The sequence below is a fragment of the Alsobacter sp. genome, assembly GCF_059501845.1.
On the sequence record NZ_JCACDK010000018.1, the window covers coordinates 1,498,771 to 1,523,668 of the forward strand.

The 24,898-nt window shown below is 69.1% G+C and carries 27 protein-coding genes; 10 read left to right on the forward strand and 17 right to left on the reverse strand.

The features are described from left to right. Window positions 1–164: 164 nt before the first annotated feature. The 3 genes from AC5JCN_RS21950 to AC5JCN_RS21960 form a co-directional block, all read right to left on the reverse strand. Window positions 165–311 carry a hypothetical protein gene (locus tag AC5JCN_RS21950; RefSeq protein WP_495757215.1) on the reverse strand — a complete coding sequence of 49 codons (147 nt, stop codon included), beginning with the start codon at window positions 309–311 and terminating at the stop codon, window positions 165–167. A gap of 75 nt (window positions 312–386) precedes the next feature. Beyond that, window positions 387–710: a YnfA family protein gene (locus AC5JCN_RS21955; RefSeq protein WP_495757216.1), complete on the reverse strand. Its 324-nt coding sequence runs from the start codon at window positions 708–710 to the stop codon at window positions 387–389. A 12-nt stretch (window positions 711–722) separates the two neighbouring features. Next, entirely contained in the window at window positions 723–938 is a 216-nt protein-coding gene (locus AC5JCN_RS21960) for a hypothetical protein (protein ID WP_495757217.1), read from the reverse strand. A 323-nt stretch (window positions 939–1,261) separates the two neighbouring features. On the opposite strand from AC5JCN_RS21960, the gene AC5JCN_RS21965 reads away from it, so the two are divergent. Further along, window positions 1,262–1,753, forward strand: a complete 492-nt coding sequence (locus AC5JCN_RS21965) for a BA14K family protein (protein ID WP_495757218.1) — start codon at window positions 1,262–1,264, stop codon at window positions 1,751–1,753. A gap of 90 nt (window positions 1,754–1,843) precedes the next feature. Here the strand turns inward: AC5JCN_RS21965 and AC5JCN_RS21970 are convergent, their stop codons facing one another. Further along, on the reverse strand, window positions 1,844–2,347 hold the full coding sequence (locus tag AC5JCN_RS21970) for a phasin family protein (protein WP_495757219.1): 504 nt from the start codon (window positions 2,345–2,347) through the stop codon (window positions 1,844–1,846). Between the two features lie 389 nt (window positions 2,348–2,736). On the opposite strand from AC5JCN_RS21970, the gene AC5JCN_RS21975 reads away from it, so the two are divergent. Both AC5JCN_RS21975 and AC5JCN_RS21980 read left to right on the forward strand, forming a co-directional pair. Continuing rightward, window positions 2,737–3,195 carry a DUF2243 domain-containing protein gene (locus tag AC5JCN_RS21975; RefSeq protein WP_495757701.1) on the forward strand — a complete coding sequence of 153 codons (459 nt, stop codon included), beginning with the start codon at window positions 2,737–2,739 and terminating at the stop codon, window positions 3,193–3,195. A 52-nt stretch (window positions 3,196–3,247) separates the two neighbouring features. Next, window positions 3,248–3,784 (forward strand): DUF4142 domain-containing protein, encoded by a 537-nt coding sequence (locus AC5JCN_RS21980; RefSeq protein ID WP_495757220.1) that lies wholly within the window; start codon window positions 3,248–3,250, stop codon window positions 3,782–3,784. Window positions 3,785–3,838: 54 nt separating this feature from the next. Here the strand turns inward: AC5JCN_RS21980 and dhaK are convergent, their stop codons facing one another. Genes dhaK through dhaL form a run of 6 tightly spaced genes read right to left on the reverse strand, consistent with a single transcriptional unit; the run spans window position 3,839 to window position 8,212 of the window. Beyond that, complete coding sequence (dhaK, locus tag AC5JCN_RS21985) at window positions 3,839–4,822, reverse strand: dihydroxyacetone kinase subunit DhaK (RefSeq protein WP_495757221.1); 984 nt, start codon at window positions 4,820–4,822, stop codon at window positions 3,839–3,841. 21 nt (window positions 4,823–4,843) lie between these two features. Beyond that, window positions 4,844–5,284, reverse strand: a complete 441-nt coding sequence (locus AC5JCN_RS21990; RefSeq protein WP_495757222.1) for a hypothetical protein — start codon at window positions 5,282–5,284, stop codon at window positions 4,844–4,846. Then, entirely contained in the window at window positions 5,281–6,900 is a 1,620-nt protein-coding gene (gene ptsP / locus AC5JCN_RS21995) for a phosphoenolpyruvate--protein phosphotransferase (protein ID WP_495757223.1), read from the reverse strand. The genes AC5JCN_RS21990 and ptsP overlap by 4 nt, the downstream gene beginning before the upstream one ends. Continuing rightward, on the reverse strand, window positions 6,893–7,204 hold the full coding sequence (locus AC5JCN_RS22000) for an HPr family phosphocarrier protein (RefSeq protein ID WP_495757224.1): 312 nt from the start codon (window positions 7,202–7,204) through the stop codon (window positions 6,893–6,895). Before AC5JCN_RS22000 ends, ptsP begins: the two co-directional genes overlap by 8 nt. A 19-nt stretch (window positions 7,205–7,223) precedes the next feature. After that, window positions 7,224–7,616 (reverse strand): dihydroxyacetone kinase phosphoryl donor subunit DhaM, encoded by a 393-nt coding sequence (gene dhaM, locus AC5JCN_RS22005; protein WP_495757225.1) that lies wholly within the window; start codon window positions 7,614–7,616, stop codon window positions 7,224–7,226. Continuing rightward, window positions 7,613–8,212, reverse strand: coding sequence for a dihydroxyacetone kinase subunit DhaL (gene dhaL / locus AC5JCN_RS22010; protein ID WP_495757226.1), 600 nt, complete (start codon window positions 8,210–8,212; stop codon window positions 7,613–7,615). Before dhaL ends, dhaM begins: the two co-directional genes overlap by 4 nt. 662 nt (window positions 8,213–8,874) lie before the next feature. On the opposite strand from dhaL, the gene AC5JCN_RS22015 reads away from it, so the two are divergent. The 3 genes from AC5JCN_RS22015 (at window position 8,875) to AC5JCN_RS22025 (ending at window position 11,269) form a co-directional block, all read left to right on the forward strand. Then, window positions 8,875–9,435 carry a hypothetical protein gene (locus AC5JCN_RS22015; protein ID WP_495757227.1) on the forward strand — a complete coding sequence of 187 codons (561 nt, stop codon included), beginning with the start codon at window positions 8,875–8,877 and terminating at the stop codon, window positions 9,433–9,435. Between the two features lie 29 nt (window positions 9,436–9,464). After that, entirely contained in the window at window positions 9,465–10,103 is a 639-nt protein-coding gene (locus tag AC5JCN_RS22020; RefSeq protein ID WP_495757228.1) for a L,D-transpeptidase, read from the forward strand. Between the two features lie 110 nt (window positions 10,104–10,213). Continuing rightward, a complete protein-coding gene (locus AC5JCN_RS22025) occupies window positions 10,214–11,269 on the forward strand; it encodes an amino acid ABC transporter substrate-binding protein (RefSeq protein WP_495757229.1) in 1,056 nt (351 codons plus the stop codon). A gap of 42 nt (window positions 11,270–11,311) precedes the next feature. On the opposite strand, the gene AC5JCN_RS22030 is transcribed toward AC5JCN_RS22025, so the two are convergent. From AC5JCN_RS22030 to AC5JCN_RS22040, 3 genes are all read right to left on the reverse strand, one after another. Further along, window positions 11,312–12,052, reverse strand: coding sequence for a carbonic anhydrase (locus AC5JCN_RS22030; RefSeq protein WP_495757230.1), 741 nt, complete (start codon window positions 12,050–12,052; stop codon window positions 11,312–11,314). A gap of 429 nt (window positions 12,053–12,481) precedes the next feature. Further along, a complete protein-coding gene (phnX, locus tag AC5JCN_RS22035) occupies window positions 12,482–13,282 on the reverse strand; it encodes a phosphonoacetaldehyde hydrolase (protein WP_495757231.1) in 801 nt (266 codons plus the stop codon). After that, the gene (locus tag AC5JCN_RS22040) at window positions 13,279–14,433 is read right to left on the reverse strand and encodes a TIGR03364 family FAD-dependent oxidoreductase (protein ID WP_495757232.1); all 1,155 of its coding nucleotides are present in this window, start codon (window positions 14,431–14,433) and stop codon (window positions 13,279–13,281) included. The genes phnX and AC5JCN_RS22040 overlap by 4 nt, the downstream gene beginning before the upstream one ends. Before the next feature lie 794 nt (window positions 14,434–15,227). Here AC5JCN_RS22040 and serA point away from each other — a divergent pair. Next, window positions 15,228–16,475: a phosphoglycerate dehydrogenase gene (gene serA / locus AC5JCN_RS22045; protein WP_495757233.1), complete on the forward strand. Its 1,248-nt coding sequence runs from the start codon at window positions 15,228–15,230 to the stop codon at window positions 16,473–16,475. Between the two features lie 259 nt (window positions 16,476–16,734). On the opposite strand, the gene xsc is transcribed toward serA, so the two are convergent. The 3 genes from xsc to AC5JCN_RS22060 form a co-directional block, all read right to left on the reverse strand. Continuing rightward, window positions 16,735–18,486: a sulfoacetaldehyde acetyltransferase gene (xsc, locus tag AC5JCN_RS22050; RefSeq protein WP_495757234.1), complete on the reverse strand. Its 1,752-nt coding sequence runs from the start codon at window positions 18,484–18,486 to the stop codon at window positions 16,735–16,737. Window positions 18,487–18,646: 160 nt separating this feature from the next. Beyond that, the gene (locus AC5JCN_RS22055; protein WP_495757235.1) at window positions 18,647–19,645 is read right to left on the reverse strand and encodes an aminotransferase-like domain-containing protein; all 999 of its coding nucleotides are present in this window, start codon (window positions 19,643–19,645) and stop codon (window positions 18,647–18,649) included. Window positions 19,646–19,676: 31 nt separating this feature from the next. After that, window positions 19,677–20,177 carry a GntR family transcriptional regulator gene (locus AC5JCN_RS22060; RefSeq protein WP_495757236.1) on the reverse strand — a complete coding sequence of 167 codons (501 nt, stop codon included), beginning with the start codon at window positions 20,175–20,177 and terminating at the stop codon, window positions 19,677–19,679. Window positions 20,178–20,291: 114 nt separating this feature from the next. Between AC5JCN_RS22060 and aptA the strand changes: the two genes are divergently transcribed. The 3 genes from aptA (at window position 20,292) to AC5JCN_RS22075 (ending at window position 23,227) form a co-directional block, all read left to right on the forward strand. Further along, window positions 20,292–21,611 (forward strand): omega-aminotransferase AptA, encoded by a 1,320-nt coding sequence (aptA, locus tag AC5JCN_RS22065; RefSeq protein ID WP_495757237.1) that lies wholly within the window; start codon window positions 20,292–20,294, stop codon window positions 21,609–21,611. Continuing rightward, window positions 21,608–22,342 carry a sulfite exporter TauE/SafE family protein gene (locus tag AC5JCN_RS22070; protein WP_495757238.1) on the forward strand — a complete coding sequence of 245 codons (735 nt, stop codon included), beginning with the start codon at window positions 21,608–21,610 and terminating at the stop codon, window positions 22,340–22,342. Before aptA ends, AC5JCN_RS22070 begins: the two co-directional genes overlap by 4 nt. Before the next feature lie 237 nt (window positions 22,343–22,579). Continuing rightward, entirely contained in the window at window positions 22,580–23,227 is a 648-nt protein-coding gene (locus AC5JCN_RS22075; protein ID WP_495757239.1) for an HAD hydrolase-like protein, read from the forward strand. On the opposite strand, the gene AC5JCN_RS22080 is transcribed toward AC5JCN_RS22075, so the two are convergent. Next, entirely contained in the window at window positions 23,199–24,767 is a 1,569-nt protein-coding gene (locus tag AC5JCN_RS22080) for a phytoene desaturase family protein (protein ID WP_495757240.1), read from the reverse strand. The genes AC5JCN_RS22075 and AC5JCN_RS22080 overlap by 29 nt on opposite strands. Window positions 24,768–24,898 lie beyond the last annotated feature (131 nt).

The window sequence follows — 24,898 nt, forward strand, 5'->3', positions numbered from 1 at the left end:
GACGTGTTGCATTCCTGCACTGGTCCCATCTTGACGTGTAAGGGCCACCAACTTAACGGTTGATGAGAAGCCTTGAGCAAACATGGCGGTAATGTGTCAGCGAATACGCTGGCAGGCGTTTACGTTACATTCACCTTACGCAGAGCCTGCGCAACTGGATCGAATCAGGGGGAGAGAGCCCCCAGCAACCCACCCACCGCGTAGCCGAGCGTCACCGCGACTGCCAGGCCGAGCAGTCCCGTCATGATCGCCTCGACCGGCGAGAGTTCGCTCCGTCCAAGCCGGTCGCGCCGGAAGGGTTCGTCCGTCATGCCTGCGTCCTCGGTTGTGCCGAGTCTGAAACGAGGGCAGGAGCGATGCGGTTCCGCGAGGGCATGCACCGGGGATCAAGCTCGCGGTCCGGCAATGATCACGGCCGCGCCGGCCAGGCAGATCGCTCCGCCGAGGAGATCCCAGCGGTCCGGCCGGATGCCTTCCACTGCAAACATCCAGCCCAGCGACGCCGCGATGTAGAGGCCGCCATAGGCCGCGAAGGTGCGGCCCGCGGCGGGTGCATCGGCGAGGGTCAGCAACCATGCGAAGATTGCGAGTGCCGCGAGGCCCGCTGCCAGGAGAGCCGGGTTGGCGCCGTCGCGCATAACCTTCCAGAACGCGAAACAGCCAGCGATCTCGGCCAACGCCGCGAGCACGAAATAGAGCGGCGTCTGCACCGGCGTGAGCAGTCAGGCCGAGGGGATGCGGCCTTCGGCGCGGGCCAGCCGCTCGAAGGCGCGACGGGCATCGGCGGCGAGTTCGTAGTCGACGAAGGCGAGGCGCTTGGCGGTGAGGTCTGCAACCCCGATGCGGCCATCCTCGCGAATGCGGAAGTCGACGCGAGCGTCGTCGTTCTCTGCGACGAGCCTGTCGAGGTCCACGGACCAGGGAAGATTCAGCATCATGGCGTTCTCCGGGAAAACGCAAGGCGTCATCATGGCGTCATTTTTTCGCGAATGCGAGAAGAATTGCTGCAAGTGCGACAAGAAGTGCGTCACCCGTTTTCACGCGCACGCACGGCGCGCCCGGTGCGCTCGCCGCGATGGGCCGTCTCATGAGCCAGTCACGCGGGCCCGGAGCCGCACTGGCGGACGTGAGCAGGCATCCGGCCTGATGTGTGTGCGGCATGCCGCCGGGAAGAATGCGGCGTTGTCGCAGCCTTTCTCAGCACCGGAGCCTTCCTGCGGCTTCCGCGTTGGACGGTCATGACCGTCACACGGAGGGTAAGATGAAGTCTCTCACACGTTCGGGCAGCCTCGCCATGGCTGCCGCCGGCGCCGCGTTGTTCGCGGGCGTCGGCCTCACATCCGCTCCGGCATCCGCCATGCCTGCCGGCGCGGCGCCGCAGGTGCTCGCATCCGGCACCGCTCCGCTGCTCACGGACGTTCAGTGGCGCAATGATCGCTGGCGCTACGGAAACCGCTACGGCCACCGCGGCTGGGGCGGCCCGCGCTACGGCTATCGCCGCGGCTGGGGTGGCGGATGGGACAATGGCGGCGCGGCCGCCGCGGCCGGCATCGCGGGTCTCGCGACGGGTGCCATCCTGGGCGGCGTGCTGTCGCAGCCGCGCACGGTTGTCGAGGAGCCCGTCTATGGCGGCTATCCCGCGTATGGCGGCGGTGGCGATGCGGTAGGGTACTGCGCCCAGCGCTTCCGCTCCTACGATCCGGCGAGCGGCACCTATCTCGGCTATGACGGGCTGCGCCATCCCTGCCCGTGACGTCAGGGTCTGATCGCAAGCCGCGCATGAAAAAGCGCCCCGCGGAAACCCGCGGGGCGCTCTCTTTTTGGGTCGGGATTGCGAGCTGTGTCAGCCGAAGGGACGCTGCGAACCGTTGCCCTGCATGGCCCCGGACGCCGAACTGGTCCACGCCTTCGTCGCGCGGTCGGCCATCTTCATCGAGATGTCGGTCATGCGGGTCGCGATGCCGATCCAGTTTTCCATGGCTTCGCGCGCCAGCGTGGGCTGCAGCATGGCGAGATCGGCCGGCGACCCGCCATTCATCGCCTGGCCCATCCGGTCGGCGCTGCGCTTGTAGCCCGACTGCATGAACTCCACCCACTCGCGCGCCATCTCCTGGGCACCTTCCATCATGGCACGATTGACCTCCGAGGCAGCCGACATCGCCTCGGTGGGGCTGCGCTGCAGTCCGTCGGTCATCTGGCGCATCGCGGTGCCGGCATTGTCGGCGGAACTGCGGATTGCCTCGCCGGCGGCATCGACGAGGCCTTCCGCGTGGCGTGCGCCGTCCTGCGCGGCCGAAGCCATGGTGCGGGCAGTCTCGTCGGCGAGGGTCTGGGCGGGATTTGCCATGTCAATGCTCCTCGTTGCGGACCAGTGGTCCGTCGTCAGGTGACGATGATGATTGTGCAGCGCACAACGCCCGCCGACCCTGCCGGTTCCGCATCGCGCCACGATGACATCGACAGCTTCTCGCCATCGCATTTCCATTGCCGAACGCCGGCGGGTCCGGCGCGTTGAGGAGGTATTCGCGACGCCGTCGATCCGAGGTCCGCATGTCTTTCGGTTCAGGTCCCGGCTCCTCCGCCGGTCAGAGCAGGAAGCATCCCGGGCAGGTGCAGCGCCAGCCAGGCAAGCCTCACCTGCGCGCCATCGATGGCCGGCCTTCCGCGGCATCCGCGTCGGCCTTTGCGGAGGCGGGAAGGGACGAGGCGGGGCCGCACTTCCCGGTCGCTTCGGGCATTCTTTTGGGCCTTGGGATCGGCGGGTTCTTCGACGGCATCGTGCTGCACCAACTGCTGCAGTGGCATCACCTTCTGTCCCATGCCGGCGTCCCCGCCGACACGGTGGACGGGCTGCGGCTGAACACGCTGGCGGACGGCCTCTTTCACGCCACGACCTATATGTTCGTCGTGGCCGGGCTGGTTCTGTTCTGGCGCGCGGCGCGGCGCCCGCATCAGCGATGGCCGGCGGCCGAACTGGCCGCGACGCTTCTCATCGGTTTCGGTGCCTTCAACCTCGTCGAGGGTCTCATCGACCACCAGATCCTCGGGATCCACCACGTCAACGAGACGGCTCCGCAGGACCAGTGGCTTGCGTGGGACGTCGCATTCCTCGCCTGGGGAGCCGCGATGCTGGCAGGCGGGTTGTGGCTCCTGCGCCGCACCCGGCGGGTTGAAGACGTTCGGGCGGGAACATAGCCCCGGCAGCACTGTTCATGGGGCCGGGGGACGATACGACCGGAGATTGCCCATGAAAGCCGCTGCCCTTTGCCTTGCCGCCGTGCTGGGACTGTCCACAGCCGCCTGCGTCACGGCTCCGCCGCCCGTCGCTCCGGCGGCCATGGCCAACAACGCCATGGACTTCGTGCAGATGGCGACCGTTTCGAACGCCTTCGAGATCGAGACCAGCCAGTTGGCCCTGCAGCGCGCCAGCAACCCGCAGGTTCGTCGCTTCGCCAACCGCATGATAGCGGACCACACGCGGGCCACGCGGCAGATGGCCATGGTGCTGCGCCGCAACGGTATGCAGGCTCCGCCTCCGAGCCTCGACGCCCGCCACGCCGCGATGCTGGAGCAGCTGCGTGCCACCCCGGCCGACGGCTTCGACGCCGCCTACATGACCATGCAGGCCCAGGCTCACGAGGACGCAGTGGCGCTCTTCTCCGGCTACGCCAGCAACGGCGACGACCCGGCACTGCGCAATTTCGCAGCCCGCACCCTGCCGACTCTGCAGGCCCACGCCCGCATGGTCGAGCAGATCACGGGCGAGGCCCACGCCGGAATGTGACGGCAGCCTGGATGCGGGAGGCGGCACGACCGCCGCCCGCATCCGGAGCCGGCATCACCACCTCATGGCCGCGGTGTGCACCGGCGCGTCCCACAGGCGGGCCGTCTCGTCGTCCAGCACCGTCAGCGTCAGCGAGCAGCCGGCCATGTCGAGCGACGTGACGTAGTTGCCCACGAGCGACCTGCCGATGCCGACATTGCGACCGGCAAGGAAACGCCGCGCCGCGTCGGCCATGACATAGAGTTCCATGGCGGGCGTGCCGCCAAATCCGTTGACCAGCAGCAGGACGGATGTACCCGCCTTCAGGCCGAGATCCTCGATGATCGCCGCCAGCATCTCCTCGGCAATAGCGTCGGCGGAGGCCAGCTTGACGCGCCGGCGGCCGGGTTCGCCATGGATGCCGACGCCCATCTCCATCTCGTCGTCACCGAGCGTGAAGGTCGGCTTGCCGGCGGCGGGGACGGTGCAGGAGGTGAGCGCGACGCCCATGGAGCGGGTGCGCGCGTTGACGTCCTTGCCGAGGTCGGCGAGCGCGGCCAGGGGGCGACCTTCCTCAGCGGCGGCGCCGACGATCTTTTCCACGACCATGGTCCCCGCGACGCCGCGGCGGCCGGTCGACCATGTCGACCGCTCGACGGCGACGTCGTCGTCTGTCAGCACCGTGGCGACCTCGCCGCCCGCCATCTCGGCGGCCATCTCGAAGTTCATCACGTCGCCTTCGTAGTTTTTGACGATGAACAGCACGCCGCCGCCGGTATCGACGGCCTGCGCCGCCTCCATCATCTGGTCGGGCGTCGGCGCGGTGAAGACCTGGCCGGGGCAAGCCGCATCAAGCATCCCGAGGCCGACGAAGCCGGCATGCAGCGGCTCGTGGCCGGATCCGCCGCCCGAGATCAGCCCCGGCTTGCCCTGCTTCAGGGACTTCCGCCGCACGAACTTGCGCCCCTCGCCCAGCACGACGAGGTCCGAATGCGATGCCGCGAAGCCGTCGAGCGCCTGGTCGAGGACCGCGTCGACGCCATTGATGAGTTTCTTCATGGTCTCCTCCCCGCTGTTTCGTCAGGTGATGTCGTCGATGGCCCGCATCAGCCGGCGGACGACATCCACCACCATTTCGTCCAGCACCCTGTTTTTGCGGGCGTCCTGAAGGTCGGGCACCGTCAGGGTCAGCGACCGCATGCGCGGCAGCTGCCGGCCGGGGTCGATGCGCTGCGGGTGGGCCTTGGCATAGAGGTCGAGGAAGGCGCGCCGCTCCTCCTGCGAGAAGTGGCAGACCTCGAACATTGGCTCGACGTGCTGCGCCGGGATCGGCACGGGATAGGCGGGATTGGCGATCTGCGAGACGAACGAGCGGTTCTTCCCCAGCGTCGCAGCGAGCCGCTGGCGCGTGCCCGATGGCCGGCTGTCCAGCACCTTACGCAGCACCGCCTTGTAGGCTGCGACCGGCGAGACGGCCGCCTGTCCTCCGTCCAGGTCCGGCTTGTTCTCGACCTCGCTCATGGTGCAGTCAGCCCCGGGATGTCGAGCGTGGCGACAGCCGCCTTGGTGCGGGCCAGCGCCGCCGGTGACACGGACACCGACCGCAGTCCTGCGGCGAGCAGATGAGGCAGCACGGCGGGATCGCCGCCTGCCTCGCCGCACAGGCTGACGTCGCGGCCGAGGGCGCGGCCCTGCTCGGCGACGGCGCGGATCAGCCTGAGAACGCCGGGGTGCAGCGGGTCGGCGAGTTCTGCAACCTCGCCGATGTCACGGCCCGCAGCGGTGGCGTACTGCGTGAGGTCGTTGGACCCGATGGAGAAGAAGTCCGCGTCGAAGGCGTCCAGCGCCAGCGCCGTCGCCGGCACCTCGACCATGATGCCGAGCGCGGGGCGCCTGTGCGGCCGGCCCTCGGCCGCGAGTTCCGCGACGATCTCGTCCATCATTCTCCTGGTGACCATGACCTCCGAGGGCACCGTCACCATCGGCAGCATCACCTTGACCTCGCCATAGGCCGCGGCCCGGCACAAGGCCCGCAGCTGCGTGCGCAGCAGCTCGGGGTGGCGAAGTGACAACCTGATGCCGCGGACGCCGAGGAACGGGTTGCTCTCGCCCGCGGGCGTCAGGCCGGGAATGGGCTTGTCGCCCCCGGCATCGAGGGTGCGGATCACCACTGGCCGGCCCTGCGCCCACTCCGCCATGGTGCGGTACACGCCGAACTGAGCCTCCTCGCCCGGGCTCTGTGGACGGTCGTGGAAGAGGAACTCCGTGCGCACCAGCCCGACGCCGTCGCAATGAGCGGGGTCGATCCGCTTCAGCTCGCCGGGATCGGCGATGTTGAGGTTGACGAGGATGCGCTCGCCGGAAGCCGCGACAGCGGGCTTGTCGAGAAGCTCTGCCGCCTTCTCCGCCAAGGCGCGCTCGTCTTCCATGCGCACCGCGAAAGCCTTGCGCTCCGGCCCGGTGGGATCCGGGACGATCTCGCCCGCACCACCGTCGACCAGCGCGAAGTCGCCGAGCGCGGCGGGGTCACCGCCGAGTTGCACCACCATCGGCACGCCTCGGGATCGGGCGAGCACCGCGACATGGCTGGAAGGGCTGCCGCCCGTGAGCACGATCGCACCGCCGGCCGACCAGTCGATACCGAGGAAGCGGGACGGCGGCAGGTCCGTGCCCACCACGACGGCGCCGGCCGGAATAGTGTCCGCGCCGGCCCCGGCGAGCGTCAGAAGGACCCGGTCACGAAGATCGACGAGGTCGGCAGCCCGCGCCCGGAAGTACTCTTCCTCCGCCGCCTGGTAGCCCGCGATCTCGGTGTCGAGCGCGGCGGACCACGCCTGGTCCGCCGAGACCCCGTCCGCGATGGCGGCGAAAGCCGGCCGGGACAGCTCATCATCAGAGAGCAGCGCGACCTGGAACCCGAGAATGTCCGCCGCCTCGCCGGCCGAAGCTGCGGCAAGTGTCTCAAGGGCCGCGGACGCGGACGCGATGGCTGCCGAAAGGTCGGCGGCCTCGGTCGAGGGATCACCGCTCGGCACGCGCGTCACATGCTGCCCGGCGAGGACGTGCACAGGCCCAGCCGCCAGGCCGGGCGAAGCCGGCCGGCCCTTCAGGAGACGTCCGGACGAGCCGTCAGGCATGGGCGGTCGCGCCTCCCGCAGGCTCGTCCTCGCCGAAACGGTCCTCGATCAGGCCCTCGACCGCAGCTACCGCCGCGCCGGCTCCCTCGCCGGTGGCGCGGATGAACAGGGTCGAACCCTTGCCGGCGCGCACGCGCATCATCTTGACCGGGCTCTTGGCGTCGAACCAAGGTCCCTCCGGGCCGAGGGCGACCTCGACCGCACAGGCGAAGCTCTTCGCCAGCTGGGTGAGTTTCACCGAGGGGCGGGCATGCAGTCCTACCTCGTTGGTCAGCACGGCCGAGCCGCTTGCCGTGTCGCTCATCGGGTGTCCTCCGGCGCCGTCACTGGGGGGAAAGTTCCTCGGCCATGCGCCGCACGGTCTCGAGGTCGGACCCGCCGGAAGCTTCGGCCGCAGCGATCACGGCGCCTTCCACCAGCGGTGCGTTACAGACGACGACGCGCTCGCGCTTGGCATCGTCGAGCATCTCGATGGCCATCTCGCTGTTCGTTTCGGCACCGCCGAGATCGACGAGGATGGCGACGCCCGCCTCCGACCACGCTGTGTCGATCGCCTCCATGATGCGGCCGACATCGGTGCCGAGGCCGCCGTCGGGATTGCCCCCGGCCCAGGCAAGGGGCACGTCCTCGCCGACCATCTGGCGGACCATGTCGGCTGCGCCTTCCGCCACCTTGGGCGAGTGCGAGACGATGACGATGCCGACATTGCCGCTCATGCCTTGCCTCCGAGAACGCCGCACGCGGCCGCTATCATGAGTGAGGATGAGCGCGCGCCGGGATCCATGTGCCCGATCGAGCGGTCACCGAGGAACGAGGCGCGGCCCCGGATGGCCTTCACCGGGATCGTCGCCTCGGCAGCCTGTGCTGCCCTGGCCGCGATGGCCGCGGGGTTGGCCGTGGCCAGGATGTCCGCGACCGGGGCCAGGACGTCCAGCATCGTCTTCTGCCCGACTTCCGACTTGCCGCGCGCCTTCACCGCCTCGAACGCGGCCCGGAAAGCCCGGTCCAAGTCGTCCCGGCTGGCGGCGGGCCCGATTTCCTTGCCCAGCGCCATGAACAGGGTGCCGTAGAGCGGGCCCGAGGCGCCACCGACCTTCATGACCAGCGTCGTGCCGATGGCCTTGAGCGCATCCGGCAGCGGCTTGGCGGAGATCGCGGCCTTGTCGGCGAGCACGGCCTCGAAGCCACGCTTCATGTTGATGCCGTGGTCACCGTCACCGATGGCCTGGTCGAGATCCGTGAGTTCGTCGGCATGGGCGATGACGGCACCGGCGACGGCATCGATCAGCCGGTCGAGAAGGGCTGCGTCCATTGTCACTCCCCGGTGCTCGTCGATGCGTCTTTCATCATGGACTCCTCAGGCCCGCAGCCGGTTGCCGGCCGCAGCGAAGAAGAGCAAATCTGGGAAGTTGATGGCAGCACGATCACCGCGCTCCAGCCCCGAATCCGGGTCGCCGGGCGTCAAGACATCCCGCTTGCGAAGCGCGATCTGCAGTCCGTGGAATGTGCGGACGGCAGGTGGCGGTGAGGGGGATCAGGCGAGCCTGAAGCATCGTCATACTGTTATCCTCCCCCTGCGCACTAAACCGCCGCGGCCGGCACAGGCATGCAGCAGCCCGGCCGCGCCGGCAGACGCTGACTGACCCCTGCGCGCCTTGCTGGGCGCCAATCCGATGGCCGTGGGACACGGCGTTTCCTCGGGCACCCATGCCTTGTGGCGGCAGGTTGAGGGCCCATTCCTGTTCAGGGGATCATGCTCCACTAAACAAGTCAAACTGAACTTTTGTGGCTCTGCCAGGCTGTCCGGCAGGCTTATACGGCTCCGGCCGACGCAATGCCGGACAGCTGCTGCGTGCCTGCCCGCCGCTTCACATAGGTCATGGACGCCGGCGCCGGCGCTCGCCTATAGTCCGCTGCAACTGCAGCTTGTCCTTGATGCGGCTTTCGCGCAGTGAGACTTGGCGAGGGGGGAACATGGCGCTTGTACAGGTCCGGGGCCGCTCGCTGGCGGCCCTCGTCGCGGTCGCGGGTTTCGCGGCGCTCCTGCAGGGATGCGCGTCCGACGGCATGCTGATGAACCCCTCGGGGTCGAGCATGCCTCAACCTCCGCCCGGGCCGACCGTTACGGCCGACCAGCTCCTCGGCCGCTGGGGCCTCGCCTCCTACCGCGAGGACAAGGACAAGCCGCGCACGCAGAACGAGGCGCGCGCCCAGTGCTCCAATCCCTACGTCATCAACAAGGGCCCGACGGGCGGCGTGATGATGCATCTTGCCGACGAGAAGGAGCCGCGCGAGCTGATCGTGAAGACGGCCGGCGGCCGCACCTTCGTGGGTCCGGACGGGACGCCTCCGGGCGACGTCTTTGACCGCGAGATCCTGGCCTTTACGGGCGACACCATGACCATGGCCTGGATGGATCCCGAGGTGGCCGGCCGCTACGGCACCTTCATCTATGTCCGCTGCGGCGCGCCGGGGGGCGCCAAGCCCGCCGTAGCCAAACCGGCAACCGCCAAGCCCGCGGCTGCCAAGACCTGAGAACCTCAACAAGAAGGAACGAGGGCCTCATGATGCATACGCAAGAAGCCCCCCGGAGGAAGCATCTCACGGCCGTGCTCGCCGCGCTCGCCGCGGGAGCCATGATGTGGGTGCTGCCGACTGCGGCGCAAAGCCCGCCCATTCCTCCGGACTTTGTCGACGTGCCCGACCAGCCGGGATTGGTGCCGTCCGAGGAAAGCCAGCAGCTCTCCGGTCCCTGGGAGAAGCAGGTCGTCTTCTTCCGCACCACAGAGGCGCCGGGGACGATCGTCGTCCACACCAGCGAGCGCTACCTCTATCTGGTGCAGGGCAACAACCGGGCGCTGCGCTACGGCATCGGCGTCGGCCGCGACGGCTTCCAGTGGAACGGCCTCGTGAAGGTCGTGCGCAAGCAGGAATGGCCGGACTGGCGCCCGCCGCCGGAGATGATCGAACGCCAGCCCTACCTGCCGCGCTTCATGGCCGGCGGACCGGGCAACCCCATGGGCGCGCGCGCCATGTATCTCGGCGGCACGGTCTACCGCATCCACGGCACGAACCAGCCGGACACGATCGGCCACGCCGTGTCCTCCGGATGCTTCCGCCTCGTCAACAACGACGTCATCGACCTCTATGAGCGCGTGCCGGTGGGCACCAAGGTCGTCGTCAGGCAACAGGCCAGCCTCTGAGGCCGGCCCTGGCGGCGGGGTGTGCCCCGCCGCCCGCACACGCGTCGCGTTTTCCGGCGGACCGGCGCAACCAGGCGCGACCGCCCGTCCAATCATCATCGGGGGTCGTCATGCCGCATCTCGCCGCCGGGAAGAGCCACGCCACTCGCCGCGGGCTCCGTCTCGCGCTCGCCGCCGCCGGGGCGGCATTCCTCGTCTCCGCGCTGCCGGCCGCGGCGCAGACGCTCGACGCCGTCAAGAAGCGCGGCGAACTGGTCTGCGGCGTCAGCCAGGGACTGCTCGGCTTTTCCAGCCCGGACGACAAGGGCAACTGGTCGGGCTTCGACGTGGACTTCTGCCGCGCCGTAGCCGCCGCCGCTCTCGGCGATGCCACCAAGGTCAAGTTCGTGCCGCTCTCGGCGGCCGAGCGCTTCGAGGCGCTGAAGGGCGGCAAGGTCGACCTGCTCGCCCGCAACTCCACCTGGACCCTCGGCCGCGAGACGGAGTACGGCGTCGCCTTCACCGGCGTGACCTACTATGACGGCCAGGGCTTTATGGTGCCCAAGGCCGCCAACACCACCTCGGCACTCGAGCTGGATGGCGCCAAGGTCTGCGTCCAGGCGGGCACCACCACGAAGGACAACGTAGTGGACTACTTCGCCCAGAACGGCATGAAGGCCGAGCTGGTCGAGCTGTCCTCTCCCGCCGACGCGCTGAAGGCCTATTCGGAAGGCAATTGCGGCGTCCTCACCAGCGACGTCTCCCAGCTCCACGCCGAAAGGCTGCGGCTGGAGAAGCCTGGCGACCACGTCATCCTTGCCGACATCATCTCCAAGGAGCCGCTCGGTCCCGTCGTGCGCGCCGACGACACCAAGTGGTTCACGCTGGTGAAGTGGGTCGGCTTCGCGCTGGTCAATGCCGAGGAACTGGGCGTGACCACGGCCACCGTCGATGCAGCGCTCGCCTCCAAGAAGCCCGACGTCCAGCGCCTTGTCGGGACCGACGGCAAGCTCGGCGAGAGCCTCGGCGTGTCCAACGACTGGGTGGCCAAGGCCGTGAAGGCCGTCGGCAATTACGGCGAGATCTACGAGCGCAATGTCGGGCGCGAGTCGAAGCTCGCCATACCGCGCGGCATCAACCAGCTCTGGTCGATGGGCGGCATCCTCTACGCGCCGCCCGTGCGCTGACGAGGGTGAGGGCAGGGGCCAGCGCGGCCCCGCCCTTCCGCCTCAGAGCAGCGTGACCTTGCCGCTTGCGATGTCGTAGACGCCGCCCGCAGCCTTCACGCTGCCGTCGGCGAGGAAGCCGGCGATCACCGGCGACGCATCGCCGATCCGCTTCAGGACGTGCTTCACGTTCTCACGCGTTGCCGCCACGAGCAGGTCGTCCGGGTGCTCCTCGATGGCCGTCTCCACCGCGGGCCTGATCGCGGCCGCGAGGCCGGGCAGGTGCCCGGGGAGCGTCACGCCCTCCTTTACGACCTTGATGGTCGCCGCCACCGCACCGCAGCCGCTGTGGCCGAGCACCAGGATGAGGGGAACGCCCAGCGCCTTGACCCCGTATTCGAGGGTTGCGAGGCCGTCATCGTCCACGACGTTGCCGGCTACTCGGACGACGAAAAGATCGCCGGAGCCCTGGTCGAAGGCGAATTCGGGAACGACGCGGGAATCCGCGCAGCTGACGATGGCAGCGAATGGATACTGGGCCGACGCCCGGGCGATTCGGCCGGCCGAGGGATCCCGGTTCGTGGACATGTTGGCGGCATGCCGGGCATTGCCCGCGACGAGGCGCTGCAAGGCCTCGTCGGGCGGGATCGCGTTGGGGCGGGAAATGACCGCGTCCGCTTCGTCGGCGCGAACCGCGCCGAGCGGCAGAACGCTCGCGGCGGCCGCTAACCCGGCCACGCGCAGGCCGGCTCCCAGCATCGCCCGGCGCGACAACCCCGTGGATGACACACAACACTCACACATGCCCGCCCCCGACTTCCGTGGCTCGTCTCGCGAGGGCCGCCTTGGCTCCGTCGCAGACCATTCCCAGGCTTATGCAGCTACGACCTTGAACGCCGCGATAAGCCAACCTGGAAAACCGTAATCAGGGTGAGTATTTGTTTCCGGCGGCTACCCCGCCATCATCGCCATCAGCAGGAAGGCGACGACGACGAGGGCACACGCCGCAATGATCGAGCCGACCACTTCGCCGAGCCGGAGGTCCATGTCACGTTTTGGCATCACGGGCGCCCGGCGAATCATCTCTCGATACTGGCCGGGCTCAATAAAGGGCGCCATTGGGACGATGACGGATGCTTGTTGCTCGTTGGACCGCCCGTTTTCGGACGCGCGTTGAACTGCGGGTCTGAAGACCCGCGCTCCGGAGAGCGCCTGTGAGCGCCTGCGTGCGCCTCAGGGGCGCTCGCCGCGCGCCAGCCTTCCCTCGATGGCGTCGAGGACAGGCGGAAGGTCGGCGATGCTGTCGATGACGTAATGCGCCCCCGCCCTCAGCAGGTCGCGCGCCGCGATTGCCCGCAGGCGATCCTTCTCGGCCGTGGATGTCGCCGCCAGCTCCTCCCGCGACAGGCCGACGCCATTGCCCGACAGCGTGACGCCGACGGTCCAGCTTCCGGCCGCGATGCCCTCGGCGATGCCCGGCGTGGTGTCGTCCACCTTCACCACGGCGCCGGCCGGCCAGACATTCAGGTCGGTGAAGCACTTGTACATCATCAGCGGGCTTGGCCGCCCGTCGGCGAGGTCGCCGGCGCAGACCAGGTTGTCCGGCGCATAGCCCTGCGCCGCAGCCGCCGGCAGCAGCCTTTCCATGATGGGCCGGACGTATCCTGTCGTGGATCCGATCTTCATCCCCCGCCGGCGCAGCTCTGCCACCATCTCGACGGTGCCGGGGATGAGGTCGGCGTAATCCGTGACGACCTTCGTGTTGAGCGGCACGAAGACGTCGTAGATCCGGTCGATGTCGTCCTTCGCCGGAGCCTTGCCGTGGGCCTCCGTCCAGCGAGCAGCGATCGCAGGGTTGTCGAGCAGGGCCTTGATGTGGTCCCACTTCGGCAGGCCCATGGGGCCACGGGCCTCGGCGATGGAGATCGGCACCTGGAATTCGCCGAACACCTGCACGAACGCCCCCATGGGGGCGCGCGAGCCGTGGTCGATGGTGGTGCCGGCCCAGTCGAAGATGGCGGCCTTGAGCGTCATGCGCGCTGCTCCTGCGTTTGCGATCCGAAGAGTTCGCCGATCACCTCCTCGGCGATGGCAAAGGATGTGGAAGCACCCGTGCCGCTTGTGATCATCACGATGCGCTCGGCCGGAGATGGCCTGTCGACCAGCATCAGCCGGTCGGATGCGGATGCATAGGTCCCTGTCCAGCGCTCTGTCACGTGCCGGCCGGGAAGGTCGAGGACGACGTCAATCTCGCGCAGGATGATGTCGTCCACCTCCTCGGGCGCGAACGGATCCACCGTCTCGCCGTAGTGGTGGCTGTCTCCCACGACCAGCGATCCATCGGCCGACTGCACGACGATGAGGTGAACGCCGTGGGCCAAGGCATCCGCCTGTTCGGCCTGCAGCCGCGCCTTCAGCGCAGCCGCCTCCGGCAGCTCGGCATAGCCGAGGTAGCGCACCAGGCCGAGGTCGGACATGACGGCTGCCCCCAGGGGCGCCCGGCTTGCCGGTGCGACGCGCATCATGTGCAGCTTGCAATGCGTGATGCCGTAGGGGGCGAGCCGGCCGGGGAAGAGCGTCTGCAGGTCGTGGCCGGGGCAGACGATCACCGTGTCGGCCCGGACGTCGCCCCGCGTGGTCGAGAGACGTGGCGTCTCCACCGCGTTCACCAGCGTCGAGCGCATGAAGGTGACGCCGAGCCCCTCCTCGAGATAGCGCGCCAGCAACGGGATGGCCTGCCGGCTCTCGACCCGCCGCTCGTGCGGCGACCACAACGCGCCTTCAATGGCCTCGCGACGCAGGGCAGGCACCCGGTCGATGGCCTGGGCCGGTGTCAGCATGGCGCAGTCGCGGCCCATCTCCGTGGCGCAGAATGCCTCCAGCACACGCTTGGCCTCGGGACGCCGTGCTGCGACGACGAGGCCCTCGTGCTCGACCCTGATCCCGGCCGGGCCCGCCACCTCCAGCCATACGTCGCGGGAGCGCATCGCCCGCCGCCAGCAGTCGCCCGCCTGCTGCCCGGTCACCGTGATGAAGCCGAAATTGCGGATCGACGCGCCGTTGGCCTGCGCATCGCGGTCGATCACCACCACGCGCTTGCCCCGCCGTACCGCCATGAGCGCATGCGCGAGCCCGACGATGCCCGCCCCCACGATCGCGACGTCGTATCCAGCATGCCCGGCCATGTCGCCCTCCGCTCGCCCGGTTGCACCGCAAAACCGGCCCGGGCGCAAGCGGATTGGCCCGCCTTTGCTGGGTCCAGCGCATCACCATCGCGGGCGTCAAGGTCCCCTGCGTGCACCGGCAAGTGCCGTGTCATCCCCGGCGCGCCGCAGGCGCGGGAAAAGGGACCCAGGCCTGTTCAACGGCGTCAGAGCCGGGGCGGACAACGGCGGAACGTGGAGAGTACTGCCACCCCTGGGTCCCCTTCCCCTCCGCGGCTGCGCCGCTCCGGCCGGGGATGACTTGGGGAGGGCTCCGCGCCCTGTCATCCCCGGCGCGCCGCAGGCGCGGGAAGGGGATCCAGGCCTGTTCAACGGCGTCAGAGCCGGGGCGGACAACGGCGGAACGTGGAGAGTACTGCCACCCCTGGGTCCCCTTCCCCTCCGCGGCTGCGCCGCTCCGGCCGGGGATGACTTGGGGAGGGCTCCGCGCCCTGTCATCCCCGGCGCGCCGCAGGCGCGGGAAGGGGATCCAGGCCTGTTCAACGGCGTCAGAGCCGGGGCGGACAACGGCGGAACGGGAGAGTACTGCCGCCCCTCGATCCCCTTCCCCTCCGCGGCTGCGCCGCTCCGGCCGGGGATGACACGGGGGAGGGCTCTGCGTCCTGTCATCCCCGGCGCGCCGCAGGCGGGGGAAGGGGATCCAGCCTTGCAATCCTCCTCGACACGGCGGCCATCGCCGGGCAGCTCCGGCCGGGGATGACAGGCGGTGAGGCCTCCGCTATGGGAGACCTCCCCTGAACGAGGGTGTTCCCGCCATGTCCGACCGCCTGTCCCTGTCCAAGGACAAGATCCGCGTCCTCCTTCTTGAAGGCGTCAACGACAGCGCCGTCGAGCTCTTCCAAGGCGCGGGCTATACCAGCCTGACCCGGCTCACCCGCGCGCTCGGCGGCGACGAGCTTCACCAGGCGCTGAAAGGCGTCCACATCCTCGGCATCCGCTCGCGCACGCAGATCACGGACACCGTGCTGTCCCATGCCGACCGGCTGATCACGATCGGCTGCTTCAGCGTCGGCACCAACCAGGTCCAGCTCGGCGCGGCCCGGGCGCGCGGCGTGCCGGTGTTCAATGCTCCCTTCTCCAACACCCGCAGCGTGGCCGAGCTCGTCATCGGCGAGATCATCATGCTCTTCCGCCGCATCTTTCCGCGCTCGGTGGGGGCGCATCGCGGCGAATGGGACAAGTCGGCCAAGGGCAGCCGCGAGGTGCGCGGCAAGGTGCTGGGCATCGTCGGCTACGGCAATATCGGCAGCCAGCTCTCGACCATGGCGGAAGCCATCGGCATGCGGGTCATCTTCTTCGACCTCACGGACAAGCTTCGCCACGGCAACACGGAGCCGGTGGCAAGCCTGCAGGATCTCCTGGCCGCCAGCGACGTAGTGAGCCTGCACGTGCCGGAGAACCGGGGCACGCAGGGCATGATCGGCGCCGCCGAAATCGCACTGATGCGGCCGGGTTCCTTCCTCATCAACAACAGCCGCGGCACCGTGGTGGACCTCGACGCGCTGGCCGCGGCCCTGCGCTCCGGCCATCTCGCCGGTGCGGCGGTCGACGTGTTCCCGGAGGAGCCGTCGGCCAATGGCGAAGTCTTCCGCTCGCCGGTGCAGGGCCTCGACAACGTCATCCTCACCCCGCACATCGGCGGCTCGACCGAAGAGGCGCAGGAGCGCATCGGCGCCGAGGTGGCGCGGAAGCTCGTCGACTACAGCGACGTCGGCTCGACCCTGGGCGCGGTGAATTTCCCGCAGGTGCAGCTGCCCCCGCGGCCCTCGGGCACGCGCTTCATCCAGGTGCAGGAGAACATGCCGGGCATGCTGGGCCGCCTCAACGAGGTCTTCGCGCATCGCGGCGTCAACATCGCGGCGCAGTACTACCAGACCGACGGCTCGGTCGGTTACGTCGTCCTCGACGCCGACGGCTCGGCCTTCGACGGGCGGGCCGTCGTCGAGGAGATCCGCGGCCTGCCGGGCACGATCCGGGCCCGCATGCTCAACGACTGGCAGTAGTCACGGACAGCGCATCTTTGGACCCGCTCGGCGAGTGCAGAGCGGGCCTGGAGGCTCGCGGTCCAGACAAACGCCGGACCGCGCGTCGTCGGGCGCGCATAGCTGAACGTGGAGCCCCGGGCAAGAGGGCCAAGCGCCGTCATCCCGGCCGAAGCAAAGCGGAGAGCCGGGATCCAGGAACTCCATGCGATATGGCCCTGGATCCCGGGTCAGCACCGCATCGCTTCGCGCTGCGGCGCGCCCGGGATGACGATCGGCATTACGCGACGTTGGTGTGCGCGTACTTCTCCAGCAGCCGGTGCGGCTTCTTCAGGGCGTCGCGGCGGAAGGGGTCGCCGAGCTCCTGCGTCACCATCACCTCGATGACCGTCGTCTTGCCGTGCTTTTGCGCGGCACAGGCCTTGTCGAGTGCCTCGCCGACGTCGCCGAGCTTGTCGATGGTGACACCCTCCGCGCCCATGGAACGGGCCACCTCGGCCCAGCTCGGGTTCGTCAGGTTCACGCCGAGGAAGCGCGTGTCGTAGAAGTCGACCTGGTTCTTCTTTTCCGCGCCCCACTGCTTGTTGTGGAACACCACGGCCGTGACCGGGATGTCCTCGCGCACGCAGGTGAGGATCTCGCCGAAGCTCATGCCCCAGGCGCCGTCGCCGACATAGGCTACGGCCGGGCGGTCGGGAGCCGCGACCTTGGCGCCGATGATCGAGGGCAGGGCGTAGCCGCAGTTTCCGAAGCTCATTGCCGCAAACATCGAGTTCGGCTTCTTGAAGCGCAGGTAGGAGTTCGAGACCGAGCAGATGTTTCCGATGTCGGTCGACACCATGGCATCCTGCGGCATCGCCTTTTCCAGCTCCCGCAGCATCTGGCGCGGGTGCATGAAGGGCGAGTCCTTCGAGATCTCGACCGACCAGTCGTCCTTCTCGTGCGTCCAGCCATCGAGCTCGCGCTCCCAGGCGTCCTTCTCCGCCTTGATGCGGTCGAGACGCTGCGGCGCGTTGGCTGAGCAGGCGAGCTTGCGGTTGGCGAGGCGGTAGGCGAGCGCCTTGGCCGCCTCGCGCGCATCGCCAACGACCCCGACCGAGATCTGCTTGACGAGGCCGAGCATGCGATGGTCGCTGTCGACCTGAATGATCTTGGCGTTCTTCGGCCAGTAGTCGAGCCCGTGCTGGGGCAGGGTGCCGAACGGACCGAGCCGGGTGCCGAGCGCCAGCACCACGTCAGCCTCGGCGATGAGCTTCATTGCCGCCTTCGAGCCCTGGTATCCCAGTGGACCGGTCCACAGCGGATGGTCGCTGGGGAAGCTGTCATTGTGCAGGTAGGAGTTGACCACCGGCGCTTTCAGCTGCTCGGCCAGCGCCACGCATTCCTGGATGCCGTTCGACATGATGACGCCGCCGCCCGACACGATGACCGGGAACTTCGCCTGCGCCAGCAGGTCGGCCGCCTCGTCGAGGCTCTCGTCGGCGCCCGGGCCGCGCAGGATCTTCTTCGGCACGGTGATGTCGTAGTCCGCCTCGCCGTAGAAATTGTCGCGCGGGATGTTGAACTGCGTCGGCCCGCGCTCGCTCATTGCCATGTCGAAGCAGCGCGCCAGCAGCTCGGCCATGCGCGGGTGCTTGGAGACATGCGCCTGGTACTTGGTGATCTTGGAGAAGATCGGCAGCTGCTCAGTCTCCTGGAAGCCGCCCAGCCCGATCGTGCCCGTGCCAGTCTCCGGCGTGATCGCCACCACCGGCGAATGCGCCCAGTAGGCGGCCGCGATGGCGGTGACGAAGTTCGTGATGCCCGGGCCGTTCTGCGCGATGCAGACGCCGTGACGGCCGGAGACGCGGCTGTAGCCGTCGGCCATGTGGGCGGCGCCCTGCTCGTGCACGGTCGGGATGAAGCGGATGCCTGCCGTCGGGAACAGGTCGAGCGCGTCCATGTAGGCCGAGCCGACAATGCCGAAGATATCGGTCACGCCATGCGCGACGAGGGTTTCGACGAAGGCCTCGCTGGCGGACATCTTCGGCATGGGCGTCTCCTCGATCCTGTTCGGGCGCGGCTCTCCGGCGCGCGCGGAAATGGGGGCGGTTCGCCCCTCGATGCGTCGGCGCTCAAGCTAGCTGGAGCGTCCCGCCATGTCGTGGGGCCAGGCTGGTTCCAGGCCGCGCGCCAGCGATGGTGCCAGACACTCAGGCCTCCCTCGCAGCCTGCGCGAGCGCGGCGATGCCCGGCTCGATCCGTTCGGCCGGAATTGAGCCAAAGCCCAGGCGATAGAAATTCCGCGGCGCATCCGGCCCGGCAAAGAAGATCTCGCCGGGCTCGATCAGCACGCCCCTTCCGGCTGCGGCCCGGGCGAGCCGCCCGGCGTCGAGGGAGGTCGGGCCCTGCACCCACAAGCTCGACCCTCCCGAAACGCCGTGCCCGCGATGATCCGGCAAATGCCTCGCCAGTGCGGCGGTCAGCACGTCGGCGCGCCGGCCGAGCCCCACGGCGATGCGCCGCAGATGCGCCCTGTAATGCCCGAGGGACAGGAAAAGCGCCGCGGCCCGCTGGTTGTTGAGAGGGGGGTGACGCAGCATCAGCCGCCGCAGCGCGCGCAGTTCCCGCACCACCGGAGCCGGGGCGACGACGTAGCCGAGCCGCAGTCCCGGCGCCAGCGACTTCGACAGGGAGCCGATGTAGAGCACCCGCCCTCCACGGTCCGCCGCCTTGAGGGACTGCAGCCCGCCCGCCTCGGAGACGAGGTCGCCCTCGTAGTCGTCCTCGACGATCAGGATGTCCCGCGCCTCGGCCTGCCGCAGCAGTTCCTCCCTGCGCTGCGTGCCCATCGGCGCGGTCGTCGGGCAATGGGAAGCGGCGGTCACCATCACGAGGTCGACGCCGGCGAGCGCCTCGCCGCAAACCAGCCCGCCATCGTCCACCGGGAGCGGCACGACCCGCCGCGTGCGCAGCCCGAAGATGTTGCGCGCGTCGGGATAGCCGGGATCCTCGATGCCCACCCGCGTCTCCGGCGTGACCAGGAGGTCGGCCAGCATGAACAGCGCCTGCTGCGCGCCGATGGTGATGATGATCTCGTCGGGCGACACCCAGATGCCGCGCCGGGGCAGGACATGCAGGCGCAGCTGGTCGACGAGTTCGGAATCGTCCCCGTCGACGAGGTCGCGGGCCCAGTTGTGGATTTCGGTCACCGACAGGGCCGAGCGCGCGCATTCGCGCCAGTCATTGGTGGGAAACAGCGTCGGGTCGAACTGTCCGTAGATGAAGGGGTAGGGGTAGCGCAGCCAGTCGCGGGGCTTGACGATGTTGCGCTCTGCCGCGGGGTGGCGCGCCAGCCTCGCCTGCCAGACGGAATCGCCCGCCTGTGACGCCCCCTCGGGACGGCGAGGTGCGCCGGCCCGCGGTGGCCACGTAGTAGCCGGAGCGCTCCCGGGCCACCAGGAACCCTTCCTCGACCAGCTGGGCATAGGCGAGGACGGCCGTGTTGCGGGCGATGTCCAGCACGTCCGCGAGCCGGCGGCTTGAGGGCATGCGCGCGCCGGCCTGCAGGCGTCCAGCCTCGATGGCGGCGACGACGGTCTGGCGGATCTGCTGCTGCAGGGGACGGTCCGACTGTCCGAAGTCGCGGAACAGCGCCCGCCACATGACGGCCTCGTCGCCCGGGCCTCGGCCCGGCGGGTCGGCATGAGAAGTGCTGTCCTCGATTTCGGCGGGGTGTTCCATGCGAAGCCCTTGGACTGGACCTAAGCAAGAATGCCCGCAACTGGCACCATCCGCCAGCGTGAAGGTGGCGCGATCCGCGCCGCCGCCGAAACTTTTGTCTGACGGAGGCGGTCGATGGTCCAGTCCACTGGCATGGGCGAGGGGGGCGATGCGTTCTGGATCCCGTTCACGCCGAACCGGGATTTCAAGGCCGACCCGAAGATGTTCGCCCGCGCCGAGGGCGTGTTCTACTACACGCCCGAGGGCCGCGAGGTGCTGGACGGCTCGTCCGGCCTGTTCACCACGCCCGCCGGCCATGCCCGCCGCGAGATCGCAGAGGCGGTGCACAAGCAGCTTCTGGAACTCGACTTCTCCTCCAGCTTCCAGCGCTCGCATCCCAAGGCCTTCGAGGCGGCCGAGCGCGTGGCGCAGCTGACCCCGGCCGGGCTGGACCGCATCTTCTTCGTCAACTCCGGCTCGGAGGCGGTCGACACCGCCATGAAGCTGGCTCTCGCCTATCACCGCGTCCGCGGCGAGGGGCAGCGCACACTCTTCGTCTCGCGCGAGCGGGCCTATCACGGCGTCAATTTCGGCGGCGTGGCGCTGTCGGGCATGGTCAACAATCGCCGCTGGTTCGGCATGGGCCTGCCGAGCGCCGTCCACATGCGCCACACCCACATCCCCGAGAACCGCTTCGTGCCCGGCGAGGGCGAGCACGGCGCCGACCTCGCCGACGACCTGACCCGCATCATCCAGACCTATGGCGCCGACACCATCGCCGCCGTCTTCGTCGAGCCCATCGCCGGATCCACGGGCACGCTCGTGCCGCCGAAGGGTTACTTGAAGCGGCTGCGCGAGATCTGCGACAAGCACAGTATCCTGCTTGTCTTCGACGAGGTCATCACCGGCTTCGGCCGCACCGGACGCTCCTTCGCCGCGCAGAGCTTTGGCGTGACGCCGGACATCATGACCATGGCCAAAGCCATCACCAACGGCGCGCAGCCCATGGCCGCCGTGGCCGCCAAGACCTCAATCTACGACCTGATGATGGAGAAGGCGCCGCAGGACACGATCGAGTTCTTCCACGGCTACACCTGGTCGGCGCATCCCGCCGCCTGCGCTGCCTGCATCGCCACCCTCGACATCTACGAGAAGGAGCGCCTGTTCGAGCGCGGCGCCCAGATGTCGGCCTACTTCCTCGAGGGTCTGTTCTCGCTGAAGGGCATCCCGGCGGTTACCGACATCCGCGGCTACGGCCTGATGGGCGGTGTCGACGTGGCGCCGATGGGCACGCCCGGCAAAGCCGGGCACGTCCTGCAGAAGAAGCTCTACGACAACGGCCTGCATGTGAAGACGACCGGCGACTCGGCCGTCATCGCGCCGCCCTTCGTCATGGAGACCGCCCACATCGACCGAATGGTCGACGTCCTCGACCGCACCCTGCGCGCGATGTGACGCACGCCGACCTTCTCGTCGCCGGCGTCACGGCGCTGGCGGCGCTCGTCTCCGGGCTGGCCGGCTTCGCCTTTGCGCTGGTGGCGAGCGGCTTCCTGATGCAGGTGCACCGGCCGGTCGACGCGACCGCGCTGGTGCTCGCCCTGTCCTTCGTCTCGCAGATGATCAGCATCGCGCGGCTGGGCATCCAGACGCAGTGGCGCAAGCTCGCGCCCTTCGTCGCGGGCGGCCTCGTCGGTCTGCCGATCGGGCTTTACCTCGTCACCCGCACGCCCGTGGGCCCTCTGCGGCTGGGGCTGGGCGTCTTCCTCATCGGTTACCCGCTGGCGGTGGTGGCGCTGGGCCATCCCAGGCCGCTGCGCTGGGGCCCCGTCTGGGCCGACGCCCTCGCGGGCTTCACTGGTGGCGTGCTCGGCAGCCTCGCGGGGTTCTCGGGCGCGCTCACCACCATCTGGATCTCGCTCAAGGACTGGACCATCGCCGAGCAGCGCGGCGTCTACGCGCCCTATTTCGTCGCCATGCAGCTCGCCGGCATCCCGCTGCTGCTGCCCTATGTCGACCGCGCCGTGCTGGTCCGCGACCTGACGATCTCGACGCCCGGCGTCATCGTCGGCACCCTCATCGGCGCCGCCCTCTTCAAGCGCGCCAGCGTGGCCCAGTTCAGGATCGTCGTGCTGATCCTCCTCTTCGCGTCAGGCGCTGCGCTGATCATCCGCGAACTGACGAACTGAAGGCCCCCTCTGTCATCCCCGGCGCGCCGCAGGCGCGGGAAGGGGATCCAGGTCTTTTCCTCCAAGGCGCCTGCCGGGCCGGGCCTCTTGCCCCTGCACGGGATCCCCTTCCCCTCCGCCGCTGCGCGGCTCCGGCCGGGGATGACAAGGGCTGGGCCGGTGGCGGACAAGGTTGCCCTCCGGGTTGCCCGTGCTGGGCGGACGGGGCATCACACGGGCTCCGTGATCCGGTTCGCCATGTCCCCCATCCGCCTCGTCATCCTCGACTTCGATGGAACGCTGGCTGACAGCTTTCCGTGGTTCCTCGACGTCCTGAACGGTGTGGCGGACCGCTATCGCTTCAGGCGCGTGCGCGGCGACCAGGTCGACATGCTGCGCGGGCGCAGTGCCCGGCAGATCATCGCGCATCTCGGCATCCCGTTCTGGAAGCTGCCGCTCGTCGCACGCCATATGCGCGGGCTGGCGGCGCGTGACGCGGAGCGGATCCGGCTCTTCCCTGGCGTGGCGGACATGCTGGACGAGCTATCCGGCTCGGGCCTGACGCTCGCGATCGTAACGTCCAACTCGGAGGAGAATGTCCGCCGCACGCTGGGTCCCTCGGCCTCGCGGATCGCGATCTTCTCCTGCGGCAGTTCCACCTTCGGCAAGGCGGCGAAATTCCGCACAGTCACAAAGCAGGCCGGCGTGCCGCCGCAGGCCGTGCTCTGCATTGGCGACGAGTTGCGGGATCTGGAGGCGGCGCGCGCCTGCGGCATGCGGTTCGGCGCGGTCGGCTGGGGCTACACGCGGTTGGACGCGCTCGAGGCTGCGGCTCCCGACATTGTCTTCCGCGCAGTCGCCGAGATCGCGGCGGAGCTCACCCGGCCAGCATCTTCGCCAGCATGAAGCCCGACCCGGCGCCTGTCCCGGCTCCCGGCCAGGTCGGCGCGCCGCACAGATACAGCGACTTGACCGGCGTCCGGTAGCGCGACCAGCCCGCGACCGGCCGGAACAGGAAGTTCTGGTCGAGATGGTGGCTGCCGGAAAGATTGTCGCCGCCGATGAGGTTGGGGTTCTCCCGCTCGAGGTCGAGCGGGGAGAAGACGCAGCGGCCAAGGATCTTGCCCTTCACGCCCGGAGCATAGCGGTCGAGGAGGTCGACCACGCGATCGGCATAGGCCTCCTTCGCGCCGTCCCAGTCCGGAGCGGAGATGGCGCCCGAGGCATCGCCTTTGATCGCGGCCGGCAGTACCCGCACCTGCACCCAGAGCACGTGTTTGCCCTCCGGCGCGCGGGAGGGGTCGACGGCGGTGGGCTGGCCGACGACCAGCACGGGTTCGGCGGGCAGGAGCCCGTCCGCGGCCTCGGCATACACCCGCGACATCATCGCGAAGTCGGGCGCAACATGGACGTACGCGTAGCGCTTCAGCGCTTCGCCCGCCGTCCAGTCCGGAAGCGAGTCCATGGCGAGGTGGATCATCATCGTGCCGGGCCCTGCCCGAAACCCGGCGACCTTGCGGTCGAACGTCTCGCGGGCGGGATCCGCCGGCAGGAGCTTGCCGAAGACGAGCTGCGGATGGGCGTTGGAGATCACGGCGCGCCGGGCACCGATGGTGCGCCCGTCCACAAGCCGCACCGCCGAGGCCGCGCCGCCCTTCGTCTCGATGCGCTCGACCGGCGAGCCCAGCAGGATCTCGCCGCCCTTCGCCTTCAGCGCGCCGGTCATCGCCTTGACGATGGTGTCCGCCCCGCCCTGGCCGATGACCATGCCGAAGCACTGGTTGGCCATGGATTCGAGGTAGGGGAACAGCGCGCCGCCAGCGACGTCCGGCGCGAAGTCGAGATGCAGGCCCCACGCCCCCATCATTGCCTTGACCTTGTCATTCGCGAAGCGCGCGTCGAGGAAGTCCCGCGGCGACGCCAGCAGCAGGCGCAAGGTATCGTAGACCCAGGCAGCCCCCTTCTGCCGCCACGCCTTCCACACCACGCCCGCCGCCGCCCGCGACGGCATGGGGGAGCCGAGCAGGGCGAAGATGTGCGGCGCATCCTCGCCGAAGGAGGCGACCATTGCCCCCCAGGCCGCGGCGTCCGTGGGAGAGAGCGCGGCGATGGCCGACGCCGTCTCCTCGAGGTCGGTGCCGACGCCGAGATGCGTGCCGTCACGAAAGACGCTGGCGAAACAATGCGAGGCGGGCACGAAACCGAGGCCGTGCGAGAGCAGCAGGTCCTTGTGCGCGGCGAAGAAGGGAGACCCCGCGAACATCGACAGGTTCATGGCCGCGACGTCGTGGCGGAAGCCCGGCAGCGTCAGCTCGCGCGTCTTCACCGCGCCACCCGGCTCGTCGTTGCGCTCGACGACGCACACCGACCAGCCTCTGGTGGCGAGATGCACCGCCGCCGCGAGACCATTGTGCCCAGCGCCGATGACAACCGCGTCGTAGTCCATGCCCCGCCCCCGCAGCTAGCTTCGCGCCGAGGGGTGGCACAGGCCAGGCCTCCGGCGCAATCCCGCCAGCGCGTGCGCCACGCGAAAGCGGTTCCCAGCGCCGCCGCGCTTGCTTAGGATCGCGCGCCGCA